The following is a 13,773-nucleotide window of genomic DNA, read 5'->3' as shown; positions in this document are numbered from 1 at the left end:
TCTTCCTTGCATCAGACCAAGCATCCAACATCAAGGGACAAATTTTGCTTTCAGACGGCGGACTTACTAATATGTAATTTAAATTTGAATTTTAAAGGTTCATGCAAGCTTTTTGCATGAATCTTTTTTTTGTATAAAGCTTTTGACTTCTAAGTAAATCAATAGGAGTATGAAAAGAAGAAATTGCTGACTAAGTGTGATAAAATAAAATTATAAATGAGATTACAAGGGGGATATTATGTCAGAAAATAAAAAAATTGCAATTCAAGAAACTTACGGCGAAAGATTTCAATACTGTTGGGGTTGTGGTCCAAAAAATCACGAAGGAATGCACTTAAGATCTTATCCATCTGAAGATGGAAGTGAGTGCATCGCAAGGGTCACTCCGGATTCAGTTTACACTGGTGGAGTTCCTGCCAACTTATTTGGTGGAATGATTGCCATGATCTTCGACTGCCACGGCACTGCTTCTGCTGCTTGGTTCAAGCACAGAGACCTTGGCCTTGAATTTAATGAAGACACAGTTATTGGCAGATTTATTACAGCAAGACTTGAAGTTGATTTTAAGAAGCCAACTCCAATGGACAAGGAAGTTACAGTTACTGCTACTGCTGAAGAAATTGGCGAGAGAAAGGTAATTGTTAACATGGTGATGGAAGCTGACGGCGAAGTTCGTGCCAAGGCAAGGATGGTTGCTGTTGGTGTAAAAGATAATATGTAAAGTTATTAGGAGACAAGTTCTCCTAATTTTTTTGTATAAATTTTTTGAAAATTATTTATAATGTAAGAAAAGATTAATGAGAGGGAGCCTATGACTTTAAAAAATAAAAAACTTTTATATATTTTTCTTTACTTGCTTTCCTTTGGGCAAGTTATTGGGACCTTGATTCTAATTAATAAAATTGAATTTATTCCAATGATTAACAACGTCATACTTGGTCTTAGCTATTTAGTTTTCTTTGGTCTACAAATTTTTTCTATTTATAAGATTTTAAATTTTAAGTTTAACAGGTACTTAAAGGTTCTTGTGGGTCTAATTTTAATAGGACTTTGCCTCATCTCAATGGCTTGCATACTTATGGTCTTTGCCTTTGCTGGCAAGGACAATCGACAAGTTACCTATGATGATGAAAAGTTTTACATCTTAGATGTGGGTTGGCTGGATCCAGCCTATGAAGTCTACAGAAAAAACTTCATCACTATGGACAAGCTAAGTGAAGATGAAATAAAAGATACCTTTGCTGATTTAATTAAGATTGAGGATGAGGACATAAGAGAAATTTTAAAAACTTTGATTTATGGAAGAGAAGGTCTTGATGATTCTAAAGCTGAAGAAGAAAATAAAAATCAGGATTTAGAGGAAGCAAAAGAGAATGAGGGAGTAGTAAAAGAAAACAAGGAAGAAGTTTTAAAAAATTTTGAAGTTTCTGATGCAATAAAGATAGAAAATTCTGATTATGGACTCCTTGAAGTTGACAGGGCAGGGGCAAGGTCTCGCTGGTTCCTTGTAAAAATTTCTGGCGACGATATGGAATTTATATCTGAACTGGGAGATACAAGTCCAGAAGCTTCTGGAAGGATGGATGAAGATGGGACCATCCACTTGGACTTCAAAGACATAAATAACAACAAGACCACTTACATTTCAAAAGACAAGGGAAGGACCTTTGAAAAAATAAAATAAATTTATAAGTCAGTGATGGAAGTCACTGATTTTTTCTTGCAAAAAATTTATTGAAGTCAAGAACAAATTTTGGTACTATAAATGTAACCAAAAACACCAGGTGATTTAATGGAAATAGAAAATGTAGTAATAGAAAATAAAATTGCCCAGTACAGGAAGGAACTTGGATTCTCTCAACATAAGCTAGCTAAGGCTGTGGGACTCAAGAGGAGGTCAATTATGGCATACGAGAACAACACCATTAGTCCAACCCTTGAGACAGCCTACAAGATCTGTAAGGTCTTGGGCAAGGACATCAAAGAAGTTTTTATATTTAAGTGAGGTTTTTATGGGATTATTATTTAACGACAAGAAGGAATTTAGTGACAAGGTGGAAAAAATTTTTGGCGATAGGGACAATTACCTTGTAGCCTTTAAGGCTAACGACGTAAAGACAGGACTGGCTAAGTTTATGATAATAGGTGGGCTCTTCTACACTATGGATTCATCAAGGACCTTTGTCCTCTACTTCAGCCCCAAGGGACTTTATGAAAGTGAAATTTCTAACTCAACAAAGAGGGACTTCTACCTCATGCCTTGGAATGAAATAGAAGAGTTTGAAGTTGATGAGAAGAATAAGAAGGTCATCATAAGCCTAAGGCACTTGGGCAAGAAGGTCATGTATGAAGTTGACTTTAAGGGCAAAATTTTTGAAGGCAATGAAGAGAGATATGAAGAATTAAAATCAAAGGATTGGAATAGGATATAAGAAAGACAAGAGGGACCTTGTTTGTCTGCACTCTTGGGTCAATATTAATCAATGGTGTGACAATTTTAAAAAAATAATTTTTGACGGCTCAGCCGTCTTTTTTCTTTTAGCAATTTATTTACAAAATCTTTACTTTGCCTTTAAAAATTAAGAATTATATTGTAAGATGAAATTGAAAAAAGATTTGGGAGGACTTATGTCAATTAATTATTTTATTGAACTATTAGGAGGACTTGCTCTTTTTCTTTATGGAATGGAAATGATGAGCTCGGGTCTCGAATTAGTCGCAGGTGATAGACTTAGAGTTGTCATTGAAAAGATGACATCGAACTTCTTTAAGTCGATTTTTGTCGGTGCTCTTGTCACTGCAATAATTCAATCATCTTCTGCTACTACAGTAATGGTTGTGGGTTTTGTAAATGCAGGCCTCATGACTATCTATCAATCTGTTGGAATTATTATGGGGGCCAATATTGGTACAACAATCACTGGTCAATTAGTAGCCCTAAACATTTCAACTATAGCACCTATAATTGCCTTTGTAGGTTTTTTATTGAACACCTTCTCCAAGAGTAAGAAGAAAAAATATGTAGGTCAAGCAGTTATTGGACTTGGATTCTTATTTATGGGTATGCAATTTATGAGTGACTCCATGGAACCCCTAAGGGACTACCCTGGATTTGCAACTTTGATGACGAAGTTTGACAACCCAATCCTGGGAGTCTTGGCAGGTACAGGTGTAACAGCCCTATTACAATCATCATCAGCATCCCTTGGTATCTTGCAAGCCGTTGCCAACCAAGGTGTAATATCACTCCACTCTGCCATGTATATAATCCTAGGATTTAACATTGGTACTTGTGTGACTTCAGTTTTATCTTCAGTTGGATCTTCTAAAAACGCAAGAAGGACTGCCCTAGTTCACGTTCTATTTAACATCATTGGTACAATAATTTTCGTATGCGCATCCTTTGTCATTCCAATAGACAAGATAGTTATAAGTTTCTCAAGGAACTTGCCGGCAGCAGAAATTGCCAACCTACACACCCTCTTTAACGTTGTGACAACAATTTTATTAATTCCTTTCTCCAAGAAACTTGCAGACCTAGCCTTCAAGATTATTCCTGGAATTGACAAGGAACAAGAAGAGATGTCTTTACAATACATCAACTTAAATGTAGTAAAGGATGCTCCAGCAACTTTTACTGACGTCAAAGCAGAAGTAAATAGACTTCTCAATGTAGTAGATAAAAACTATGAGGCATCTGTTGGGCTTTTAAGTAAATTCGATGAACAAGTTCATGAAGAAATCTTTAGAAGAGAAAAAGTTATTAACTACCTCAACAAACAAATTTCTGCCTTTATAATTGATTCGCTAGGCCTATCTATGAACGAGCAAACTTCTGCCAACTTCGCAGCCTACCTAAGAATATCTAGGGACATGGAAAGAATTGGGGACCACTCCAAAAATATTGCCGAAGTTGCCAAGTTAAAAAATGACGAAGGTCTATTGTTTACAGATGTTACCTTTGACGAATTGAGAGAAATTAACGCAATCATCGACAAGATGTTCCATTCCTTTGATGAAGATATGGAAAAAGAAGATAGGGTTCTCTTGATGCGTCAATCTAACGAGCTTGTTCAGAAAGAGGCATCAGCCTTTAGAAACAACCACATGATGAGGATGAGGGAAAAAATTTGTAATCCTGAATCAGGACTTCTATATGAAAAGACTCTTGCAGCTATGGAAAGAATTTCAGCTTATATATCCAATGCTGGCAAGCTTTCAATATGATAAATTAATTGAACTTCATAATGAAAATTAATCTGCCTTAGGGCAGATTTTTTTGTGAACTTAATTAGTTTGTAAGAGGTGATTAGGTCATAAGAACTTGTGAAGTCAGAGCTTCTTATAGACTTGTAAAAGTTTATAAAGTCGTGAATACTCATAAAGTTGTGAACAATTATAAAGCCATAGAAATTTATAAAGTTGTAGAATTTTATAAAGTCGTGAATACTTATTAAGTCCCAGAAGTTTATAAAGTCATCAAGGTCTACAAGAACATAAAAAAACATAAAGAAGCCAATAAAAGAAAATTTGTTTACAAACAGAAGTTTCAATGTTAGAATGACCTTGTAGAAAGATATAAGATTTGACTCCAAACAAGTCTCATTTTTAATTTATAAAGAGAGGAGAGCAGGACTTAATATGATTTACTTATACGATGGAACAATAGAGGGGCTCTTCACAGTGATCTTTAATGCCTACAAGGTCTTAGAAGAGGTGGATTCAATTTCAAAAAGAGTCAGCCAAGTTAATTCGAACAAAGAAAGGATCAAGTGCCCCACAGAAGAAGACAAGGCCATAAGGGTTAAGAAGTCTATAATAAAAAACTTCTCCTACTCCTTTTATGAGTCAGTCTTAAGGGTTTTTGCAGTGTCCAGTGAGAAGAAGGAGCTTGCCATAGCCAGGACCCTAAAGAAGCTTTACCTTCATGGCTTTTATTATCTTGAAAGTGATGATAAGGATGTAAAGGACTTTAAGAATTTATTAGATAGGGTCTCAGGAGAAATTAACTCCTACAAGAGTCTTCGCTTTGAAGAAAAGAAGGGACTTTTCTTTGCCAAGTTCCAACCGCAAAATGACATCTTATTTTTTGTTTACAGGCACTTTAAGAATAAGCTTGCCAACAAGAGCTTTGTCATTGCAGACTTTAGGAGGAATAAGGCAGTGATTTATAATGGACAAGAGGGAAAGTTCTTTGAATTTGAAATGTCAGAGGATATGAAGTCCACTGATGCCTTCTTTGACCTCTGGCTTTCCTTTTATGATGAAGTTGCCCCTGACAAGAGAAAGTTTGATAGGGAAGGAATGGGAGATATGCAAAGAAGTTATTGGAGTCATATGGCAAATATGCCTGGGGCAAGGAGAAGGGAAGTCAAATAAAAAATTCCTTCAGGGGTATAATTAAGTTGGGAGGAAAAAATGGAAAAGAATAGAATTGCAAACTTAGATACTTATGTGGAAAAGACTTATCCTGGGGCAAGACTTATTGAGTCCAGCGACTTGGAACTGCCAGACTTCTTGCAAAGGGATTTTCAAGATAGCCACAACAACTGCACCATAGCAAGCCTCACTAGGCTTATAAATTATTACTTCAAAGACAAGGACAAATTTGAAATTTACGATGAAGTATTTGGCATTGCCAAGAAAAATGGTTACTTCAAAAGCATTGGCACCCTTCCTATAATGATCTCTCACATTGCCAACTCCTACTTCAAGAAAAATAAAATTGCCATAAGGGCAAGGGGGATTTACCTTGGCAACTTTTACTCCCACGTAAAGGATGAGATTGATAACTTTAGACCCCTTCTCATGAACTTGGGATCAGGTTATTACAAGAACCACTCCCTAGTTGTTTCAGGCTACTCAATTTATAGGTTCAGGGGAATGAAGCTAAAGTTCTTACACGTTTACGATGGTTGGAACAAGAGTAAGTCCTACATTGACTACAACGACCTTAGGGGATTTATGAAGTTGCCAATTTTTTCTTACAATGTCTTTAGCGTTGACATATTAGAAGACTTGTAATAAAGTTTAAGACCAGATAGGTGATTAAATGGAAAAAAATTATTTGAAATTTTTGGTGTCGGAACTTATCTTTGTGAGAGAAGACACACTTATAAACCTAATCCCCAAGACTGAAAAGAAGTACAGGGAAATCTTTGGGGACTTAGAAAATTATGTAGATACCTTAAACTTAAATATTAGAAAGCTTAGAAGAAACTTAAAACTCTTGGATAAATTTTCTCCTGACCTTGCAAAGAAGAAGGCAGAGGAAGAATTTGAAAGAGACTTTGAAGAGCTTAGGGAAGATGAGAACTTTGACAGTCAGTCAAGGGACTTAGATGAAGACAAACTTAGGGAAGTTGAGGACCTTTTTAGGCAGGCAATCTTTTATTACAGTCCCAAGCTTAATGACTTTTCTATAGAAGAGTTTGACCAAGCAAGAGAGGCCTTTAAAAAGGCTGACAAGGAAGGGCTTGAAGAATTTTTAAAGAAGGACAAGCCAAGGGAACTTGAGATGACCAATGAACAACTTGAAATAATGAGGGAGGACCTAGAGATAGAAACTTCTATTTTGTTTGAAAGATTTCCCCTCAACCAGTTGGACATGCTTGAGGATAAGGAAGCCATAGACTTCAACTTAAACAGACTTAAAAATGTCTACGAAGAATACCAAGAAATTTATGGGAGTCTTGGCGAAGAATTAAATATTAAAATTGCAAAAAAAGAAACTACCTCTTAAAAAATTTTTATGAGGTAGTTTTTTTATACTTGTTGTTTATTATTTTTGTAGCCACTAGACTTGAGAGACCTCCCAGGACAAGGCCTGCAAGGACATCTGTGGGATAGTGGACTGATAAATACATACGTGAAAATCCTATTAAGGCAGCCAAGACAAGGGCAAGAAGGCCTTGCTTTTTATTGTAATAATAAATTGTAAAGGCTGCTGCAAAGGATGAGCCTGTGTGACCTGATGGGAAAGAATAACCCATAGGTGGCTTAATCAAAAGATTAAAGGCTTCAACAATAAAGGGTCTTGGTCTTCCAATGATGGGCTTCAAAATCACAAGTCCCACAAGAGAAAAAATAATTAAACTAAGGAATAGGTTAAGAGCCTTCCTCTTTGAGTCCTTATTTTTTTGGAAGAGAAGAATAAGACCAAGGGCAATCCAAAAGAGTCCCCCATTGCCAAGACTTGTTATGAAAATCATAAGCTTGTCTAGGATGGGGGAGTGAATGGATTCTAAAAATTTTAAGAAGTGTAATTCCATCTTAATGTTTTTCTTTGAACTTATTCTTGATGAACTGAACAAAGTCCTTTAGGTTTTTCTTTAGATAAGTTTCCTTGTGATAAACTATGTTATAAGGTCTAGTAACATCTAAATCACTAATCTTGTGCAAGATGACATCTTCATCGTTGAAGGAGGACTTAGTTCCAAAGGATAAGACATCGGATGACTTAACTATATTAATGACCATATCCTTGTTCTTGCAGATGTATTTAATATCAATTGGAATGTTAGTCTCTCTCAAGTAAGAATGAAAAGCTTTCATTGATTGTTCCCCTAGGTATCCCAAGGCAAACTTTCTATCCTTTAGATCATCGTGGTCTAGGACAGGCTTGTCTTTTAAATCAGAATACTTAGATGAAATAATAAGAATTTCATCCTTGTAGAAAGGAACAGAAACAACCTTATCAGTATCTGCGTCTCCGTCAATAATTGCCAGGTTAATCATACCTGCATCTAATTGTTTAAGTAACTCTTCACGTACGTCGACATAAACTCTAATCTTTATATCGTCGTGTAATTTTTCATATTCATTTATAATTTCTAAGAGAAATTTTGAGCTAAAGTATGAACTAACTCCAAGGGTAATACTGTGACCAGTAGAAGAACCTTGTAAGAAAATAACAGTATTTTGAAATTGTTCCAAAATATTATTGGCATTATCCAATAGTCTTAAGCCAACATCTGTTATGTATAGTTTTTTTGAAATCCTATCGAAGAGTTTTACATTATATTCAGTTTCAATTTGTGAAATTGCATGAGAAACAGTTGGCTGAGAAATTTTTAAATTTTCGGCAGCCTTGGACATATTTTTTGTCTTACAAACTTCGATGAATATTTCTAAATCTCTAATTGTCATAAAAACCTCCTTTAAACATATTCTATTATCATATTTAATAAAAATCAAGGATTTATAGAGTAAAGCTTATAATTTTATTTTCGTATTTATTTTAAAAAGCCTATAAGCACGAAGATTACTATGTTAACCTTGGTTAAACAAAAAAATAGACCAAGTTTTAAGGACTTAGTCTATCAAGATTTATTTATATTATATTTTTTAAAATTCTCTAACCATGACTTGTCCTTGGCAAGCCTATCTTTAAAGACTCTCTCCTTCTTCATGTAGTCAATGAAGAAGTCGTTAAACTTTTCTGCGCCAGAGACGTTAAGGTGATGGGGATCATAGAAGTTCTTCTTAGAGAGTCCCATCTCATGATAAAAGTCGTTAAAGTCGATAAACTTTGCTCCACGATCTTCTAAGTATTTACTAAAGACCTTAATGTTATCTTTATAGTAAGAGTAAGAATAAATTGGTGTCTTAACAAAGTAGACCTGAGCTCCATTTTTCTTACAAGTTTCTATTATCTCATCAATGGCTCTTAAGTTTCCCTTTAAATAAGTTTCCTCGTCAAAATTTTTTATGGACTCCATAAGTTGTTCCTTATCCTTAATGACATCTTTTTTAAAGTCCTGACTTTGATCCTTTAAGAGGACGTAGCCCTTGAGGTAGTCATTGTAAGTTGACTTGTCAAAGTCGTAGTCTTCATCCTTTAGTTCATCCCATCTGGAGTGGTAGGCAACAAGGGGGAAGAGGGCAGGAGCCTTAAAGCCTCTTGGCACTTTTGTCCCTATCATTATGAGTTTATTGATTGACAAGGGAAGGTAGTCGGAGTAAGAATTTACAACTCCCAGGTCTTCGGTGATATTGAAGATACCTCCATAGATGTCAACAAAGATGACCTTAGGATTTTTTCTCTTAAAGGCTTCCTTTACATAAGTTGCTGTAATCTTTAGGGGTTGCTTCTGAGAGCTTAAGACATAGGACTTTAGACCAGTCTTTTCATAGATATAAAGGGGTTCAAAGGAGCAGTAGGCGTGACTTGTCCCAAAGAACATTACATCATAGTCTTCCACTTCGTTAAAAAAGCCACCAATTTTATTTCCCATGTCCCAAGGTCCTGAAAGGGACTTTCTCATAAATAAATTATTAAGTTGTAGGCAGGCAAAAATTAAGATGCCAAGAAAAATTATAGATTTTGAAATTCTCAAAAATTTTTTCATTAAACCACCTAAAACTGAAAATAAATAAAGGCTGACTCAGAAAACTCTGGACCATAAATTCCATAAATTATTATTCCTAGGAGAAAGGCAAGGTAAACTATCCACCTTATTGGTAGGAAGAGTCTTAAAATTTTTTCTGAAAGATCTATCTTATTGTACTTTATGATGTCAAAGACAAGTAAGACAAGAAGACCCACTCCAAGAGGATAGAGGTTAGCAAGACCAAACATTGAATTTGTAATTTCTCCTAGGAGATTGTGACTTGATGGGTTCTTAAGAATTCCCAAGATGTAAGTATTAGCCTGGTGGATGTTCTCTGCCCTAAAGTAGATAAAGGCAAAGACAACAATGACTAGGGTCACGATCCTCCTGAAGAAGTCCAATAGAAAATTTGGTTTTTTATTTTTATTTATTCCAAGTATGCTTTCAATTACATTAAAGACTCCGTGGATAAGACCCCAGAGGACAAAGGAAAGTTCTGCTCCATGCCAAAGTCCTGACACAAGGAAAACTATTAAGAGGTTTAAACACTTCCTAAAAGTCCCCTTCCTGTTACCACCAAGAGGGATGTAGAGGTAGTCCTTAAACCAAGTGGAAAGGGATATGTGCCAGCGTCTCCAAAATTCTGTGATGGATTTTGAGAGGAGGGGTTCCTTAAAATTATCCATGAGGTCAATGCCAAGAATTTTTGCAGACCCCTTTGCCATAATTGAATAGGAATAAAAGTCGCAATAAATTTGTAGGGTAAACAAGAAGGCACCAAGTAATAAAAATTCCTTCGAATGAGTTTGGTAATTAGCGAAGGCATCGTTGACAAAAATTGCAACCCTGTCTGCAAGGACCAACTTCAAAAACATTCCGTAAGTAAAAAGTTCTAGTCCCCTAAGAAGATTATCATAAGAGAACTTCTTGGGATTTTTTATTTGTGGAAGAAGGTGAGTACTTCTTTCAATGGGACCTGCCACAAGTTGGGGGAAGAAGGAGACGAAGAGGGCATAGTCAATGAGTGACTTCTCAGCTTCAAGGTCCTTCCTGTAGACGTCAATTGTGTAGCCAAGAGCCTGGAAGGTATAAAAGGAAATCCCAACGGGAAGGAGAAGGTCAAGGGCAATGTTAAAGTTGCCTCCCGAGATCTTACTTGCCAAGTCCATGAAAAAGTTAAAGTACTTAAAGATAAATAGGATGCTAAGATTTATAAAAAAGCACAAAAAGACAGCAAGCTTCATCCTAGCCTTGGAGTCACGATTGTTTTCAATAAAGACACCTGTCAAGTAGGTGATGAGAATTGAAAGTATCATGAGGAAGGTGTACTTCACATTCCAAAAGCTATAAAATGTAAGGCTTGCCAAGAGCAAAAATATATTTTTAAATCTTCCCCTGAGTAAGTTGTAAAAAATTACAACTAGGGGGAGAAAGATTAGATATTCAAAAGAATTAAAAAGCATAAAATCCTCCAATTACTACATAATATAGTAAAAATTGGAGGATTTCAATAAATTATTATCCAGCTAATAGGCTCATCTTGTACTCCTTAGGAGTCTTGCCTGTGTACTTTTTAAATGTCATTGTGAAATGAGGTTGAGAAGAAAATCCACACTCATAAGAGATGTACTCAAGAGTCTTCTTGTCTTCCAAAAGAAGTTTCTTTGCCTTGTTAGTCTTTAAAGTGTTTAGGTATTGGCAGAAAGTAAAGCCAGTTTCTTCTTTAAAAAGTGAACAAAGATAATTTTTTGAAAGATGAAGTTTGTTTGCAAGGTCTTCAAGTCCAAGTCCCTTGCTAAATTCTTCGTTAATAATTTTTAAAGCCTTGTCGATGATTTCGTTCTTAGAAAAACTTAGGGCATCGAGAAGGGAGTTTGAATAAGCTTCAATTAAGTCGTGACCAATGAGTTTAACATCTGCCTCAGTAAGTGAACCTTCAAGCCTATTTGAAAATTCTGTATGTAGGTAAGTAAGGTCCTTGTTGTATGTAATTAAAAAGTATGTATACAGAAAAGTGTTTAAGTTTTCTACTTGCCTTTTAATCTCGTCAAGAGAAGATGTTTTACCGCAACAAGAAATTTTTTCGAAGATTTCTGTGGCACATCCAAGTAACTCGGGTCTTGTCATTTGTGCAAGATCAAGATAATTTGTCATAATATCCTCCTATGTGATTTGTAAATTTTATTTATTAAATTTTCTTAATTTCTTAACTTAGGTTAATTATAAGCCAAATGATATCTAATATCAATAGGGAAATATAATTATTTTTAAAATTTGTCAATTGATAGATAAGACCTTGGTCATCAAGTTAGGATAATTTATAAATTTTAAAGACCATTAAAAACATTAATGAATTTTGTTTAATTTTAAAAAATTTGCTTTATATTAGAAGAAATAAGGCTTAGAAGGTTTTAATTTTTATCAAATAGCATATAATAGGATAGAGGAGGGATTACTGTGACAATTTCAAAGGATAAAATGATAGAACTAGAAAAGAGAACAATAGATGAATACAAAATTGATTCTCTTATTTTAATGGAAAACGCAGGGATGGGAATTTATCGTGAAATTAATCAGTATAATTCCTACACAATAGTATGCGGTAAGGGAAACAACGGTGGCGATGGACTTGTCATTGCAAGACACTTGATCTTAAATGGCAAGCTCGTTGAAGTCTTTGTTGTTGGCAAGAAGATGACAAGAGAATTTTCTAAAAACCTTGCGATCTTAGAAAAGCTTACCCAAGTAAAATATATTGATGATGAAGATGACTTTGATGACTTAGTGGAATCTATGGAAGTCAATGAAGTTACCGTCGATGCAATTTTTGGCATAGGACTAAACAGACCCCTCAATGATTTTTATAAGAAACTAATTAATCTTATTAATGCCCACGGCAACTATATTATTGCAGTTGACATCCCATCGGGTATGGACGCAGACACAGGTGACGAGTATGGAGCTTGCCTTGGGGCTAACATTACTTATGCCATATCTGATATAAAGGATGGTCAGCTATTAAATAGTAAGGTTGGAGAACTTAAGAAAATTTACATAGGGATTGTGAGGTATATGGATGAGTAGAAAAAGAAAATCAAATAGAAATATAAATTTAACAGAGGGCTCAATTATCCAAGGGATAATTTTATTTGCCATCCCTCTACTTCTCACAAACTTTTTGCAACAGCTTTACAACACAGCTGACCTTATGATAGTGGGAAGGTTCGCTGGCAAGAACCCCATGGCAGCAGTTGGTGCAACAGGACCAGTTTCCAACTTATTAATTGGACTCTTTCTTGGACTTACAACTGGTGCCTCTGTAATAATTTCACTTTACTACGGGTCCAACGATAGGGAGGCCTTAAAGAGGTCTGTAGGTTGTTCTTACTTCCTTGGATTTGTTTCAGGACTTTTGATAACAGTCTTTGGTTACTTTACAACACCCTTCTTCTTGAGGATAATGGACACGCCCCAAGAAATTTTACAAGACGCAACAACTTATATGAGAGTTTTCTTCTTGGGTACAGTTCCTATACTTATTTACAATATGGGAGCTTCAATCCTAAGGGCAACTGGTGACTCCAAAAGACCTTTTAACTTCTTATGTGTTTCTGCATTAGTAAATATTGTCTTGGACTTAATTTTCGTTGGCTACTTACAAATGTCAGTCCTTGGTGCTGGGTTAGCAACTCTTGCTTCTCAAGTTACATCAGCAATACTTGTAACATATTCACTATTAAAGGCTGACTCATCCTACAAGCTTAGGAAGAGTGAAATCAAACTTCACAAGCATGAAGCTAAGAGGATTTTTGAAGTTGGAATACCAACAGGAGTTCAAACAGCACTCCTTTCTCTGACCAACGTAATCTTCCAAGCAAAGATAAACTCCTTTGGTCCTAATGCTATAGCCGGTGTTGCTGCAGAAGGAAGGATTGATGGCTTCATATTTATGTCCCTACAAGCTATTGCCCTTGCGGCAACAACCTTCTCAGGACAAAACTTTGGAGCCAAGAAGTTTGACAGACTTCGTGAAGGTATGAGGGTATCCCTAATGATTGTATTTGGAATTTCATTTATCCTATCACTTATTGCCTACTTCTTAGCAAGTCCATTAATAGCAATCTTTAACCCAGACCCAGGTGTAGTTGCTTATGGTGCCGACTTCCTAAAGATTTTAAGTCTTGGCATTTGGTCCTTTGGACTTTCAGAAACAATCTCTGGCTTCATAAGAGGAAGTGGACACGCTATGGGACCAATGATCATTTCCCTTCTTACAATTTGTATATTGAGACTTGTTGTAGTTCACTTCGCAATGCCAATATTCAATTCAATAAGAGTTATCTCAGTTATCTATCCAGTTTCATATTTTGCTAACTTGGTGATTATGGCTCTTTACTTTAAATTTGGAAGTTGGAGAAAAGATTTTGATATGTAAATAAAA

General features: G+C 35.5%; 16 protein-coding genes. 10 read left to right on the top strand and 6 right to left on the bottom strand.

Annotated features, from left to right (window positions below):
- The first annotated feature begins 238 nt into the window (after nucleotides 1-238).
- The 5 genes from HMPREF1864_RS06065 (at nucleotide 239) to HMPREF1864_RS06045 (ending at nucleotide 4,227) form a co-directional block, all read left to right on the top strand.
- On the top strand, nucleotides 239-721 hold the full coding sequence (locus HMPREF1864_RS06065; protein ID WP_062571938.1) for an acyl-CoA thioesterase: 483 nt from the start codon (nucleotides 239-241) through the stop codon (nucleotides 719-721).
- A 90-nt stretch (nucleotides 722-811) separates the two neighbouring features.
- Nucleotides 812-1,684: a hypothetical protein gene (locus HMPREF1864_RS06060; RefSeq protein ID WP_062571937.1), complete on the top strand. Its 873-nt coding sequence runs from the start codon at nucleotides 812-814 to the stop codon at nucleotides 1,682-1,684.
- Between the two features lie 108 nt (nucleotides 1,685-1,792).
- Nucleotides 1,793-2,005, top strand: coding sequence for a helix-turn-helix transcriptional regulator (locus HMPREF1864_RS06055; RefSeq protein WP_062571936.1), 213 nt, complete (start codon nucleotides 1,793-1,795; stop codon nucleotides 2,003-2,005).
- A 7-nt stretch (nucleotides 2,006-2,012) separates the two neighbouring features.
- On the top strand, nucleotides 2,013-2,432 hold the full coding sequence (locus tag HMPREF1864_RS06050) for a hypothetical protein (protein ID WP_062571935.1): 420 nt from the start codon (nucleotides 2,013-2,015) through the stop codon (nucleotides 2,430-2,432).
- Between the two features lie 196 nt (nucleotides 2,433-2,628).
- The gene (locus HMPREF1864_RS06045; RefSeq protein WP_062571934.1) at nucleotides 2,629-4,227 is read left to right on the top strand and encodes a Na/Pi cotransporter family protein; all 1,599 of its coding nucleotides are present in this window, start codon (nucleotides 2,629-2,631) and stop codon (nucleotides 4,225-4,227) included.
- Here HMPREF1864_RS06045 and HMPREF1864_RS06040 read toward each other — a convergent pair.
- The gene (locus tag HMPREF1864_RS06040; RefSeq protein WP_156435956.1) at nucleotides 4,194-4,508 is read right to left on the bottom strand and encodes a hypothetical protein; all 315 of its coding nucleotides are present in this window, start codon (nucleotides 4,506-4,508) and stop codon (nucleotides 4,194-4,196) included. The two genes, HMPREF1864_RS06045 and HMPREF1864_RS06040, sit on opposite strands and share 34 nt — an antisense overlap.
- A 133-nt stretch (nucleotides 4,509-4,641) precedes the next feature.
- Between HMPREF1864_RS06040 and HMPREF1864_RS06035 the strand changes: the two genes are divergently transcribed.
- From HMPREF1864_RS06035 to HMPREF1864_RS06025, 3 genes are read left to right on the top strand one after another with little or no spacing between them, the layout of a single operon-like run.
- Nucleotides 4,642-5,379 carry a TIGR03915 family putative DNA repair protein gene (locus tag HMPREF1864_RS06035; RefSeq protein ID WP_062571932.1) on the top strand — a complete coding sequence of 246 codons (738 nt, stop codon included), beginning with the start codon at nucleotides 4,642-4,644 and terminating at the stop codon, nucleotides 5,377-5,379.
- Nucleotides 5,380-5,418: 39 nt separating this feature from the next.
- Nucleotides 5,419-6,024: a C39 family peptidase gene (locus HMPREF1864_RS06030; RefSeq protein WP_062571931.1), complete on the top strand. Its 606-nt coding sequence runs from the start codon at nucleotides 5,419-5,421 to the stop codon at nucleotides 6,022-6,024.
- 28 nt (nucleotides 6,025-6,052) lie between these two features.
- A complete protein-coding gene (locus tag HMPREF1864_RS06025) occupies nucleotides 6,053-6,742 on the top strand; it encodes a regulator of G-protein signaling domain-containing protein (RefSeq protein ID WP_062571930.1) in 690 nt (229 codons plus the stop codon).
- Nucleotides 6,743-6,749: 7 nt separating this feature from the next.
- On the opposite strand, the gene HMPREF1864_RS06020 is transcribed toward HMPREF1864_RS06025, so the two are convergent.
- The 5 genes from HMPREF1864_RS06020 to HMPREF1864_RS06000 form a co-directional block, all read right to left on the bottom strand.
- The gene (locus HMPREF1864_RS06020; protein WP_062571929.1) at nucleotides 6,750-7,271 is read right to left on the bottom strand and encodes a phosphatase PAP2 family protein; all 522 of its coding nucleotides are present in this window, start codon (nucleotides 7,269-7,271) and stop codon (nucleotides 6,750-6,752) included.
- Nucleotide 7,272: 1 nt separating this feature from the next.
- Nucleotides 7,273-8,148, bottom strand: coding sequence for a LysR family transcriptional regulator (locus HMPREF1864_RS06015; RefSeq protein WP_062571928.1), 876 nt, complete (start codon nucleotides 8,146-8,148; stop codon nucleotides 7,273-7,275).
- Between the two features lie 173 nt (nucleotides 8,149-8,321).
- The gene (locus HMPREF1864_RS06010) at nucleotides 8,322-9,350 is read right to left on the bottom strand and encodes a hypothetical protein (RefSeq protein WP_062571927.1); all 1,029 of its coding nucleotides are present in this window, start codon (nucleotides 9,348-9,350) and stop codon (nucleotides 8,322-8,324) included.
- A gap of 8 nt (nucleotides 9,351-9,358) precedes the next feature.
- Complete coding sequence (locus HMPREF1864_RS06005; RefSeq protein WP_062571926.1) at nucleotides 9,359-10,795, bottom strand: MBOAT family O-acyltransferase; 1,437 nt, start codon at nucleotides 10,793-10,795, stop codon at nucleotides 9,359-9,361.
- A 55-nt stretch (nucleotides 10,796-10,850) separates the two neighbouring features.
- Nucleotides 10,851-11,486, bottom strand: a complete 636-nt coding sequence (locus HMPREF1864_RS06000; protein ID WP_062571925.1) for a helix-turn-helix domain-containing protein — start codon at nucleotides 11,484-11,486, stop codon at nucleotides 10,851-10,853.
- A gap of 303 nt (nucleotides 11,487-11,789) precedes the next feature.
- Here HMPREF1864_RS06000 and HMPREF1864_RS05995 point away from each other — a divergent pair, with 303 nt between their 5' ends.
- Both HMPREF1864_RS05995 and HMPREF1864_RS05990 read left to right on the top strand, forming a co-directional pair.
- Nucleotides 11,790-12,416, top strand: coding sequence for an NAD(P)H-hydrate epimerase (locus HMPREF1864_RS05995; protein WP_062571924.1), 627 nt, complete (start codon nucleotides 11,790-11,792; stop codon nucleotides 12,414-12,416).
- Nucleotides 12,409-13,767: an MATE family efflux transporter gene (locus tag HMPREF1864_RS05990; protein WP_062571923.1), complete on the top strand. Its 1,359-nt coding sequence runs from the start codon at nucleotides 12,409-12,411 to the stop codon at nucleotides 13,765-13,767. Before HMPREF1864_RS05995 ends, HMPREF1864_RS05990 begins: the two co-directional genes overlap by 8 nt.
- The last annotated feature ends 6 nt before the right edge of the window (nucleotides 13,768-13,773 follow it).

This window comes from Peptoniphilus sp. DNF00840 (genome assembly GCF_001553125.1).
In the GTDB taxonomy this organism is placed as follows: Bacteria; Bacillota; Clostridia; order Tissierellales; family Peptoniphilaceae; genus Peptoniphilus_A; species Peptoniphilus_A vaginalis.
Note: the sequence above shows the minus strand (reverse complement) of the source record. Positions and strands in the feature narration are given on the sequence as shown.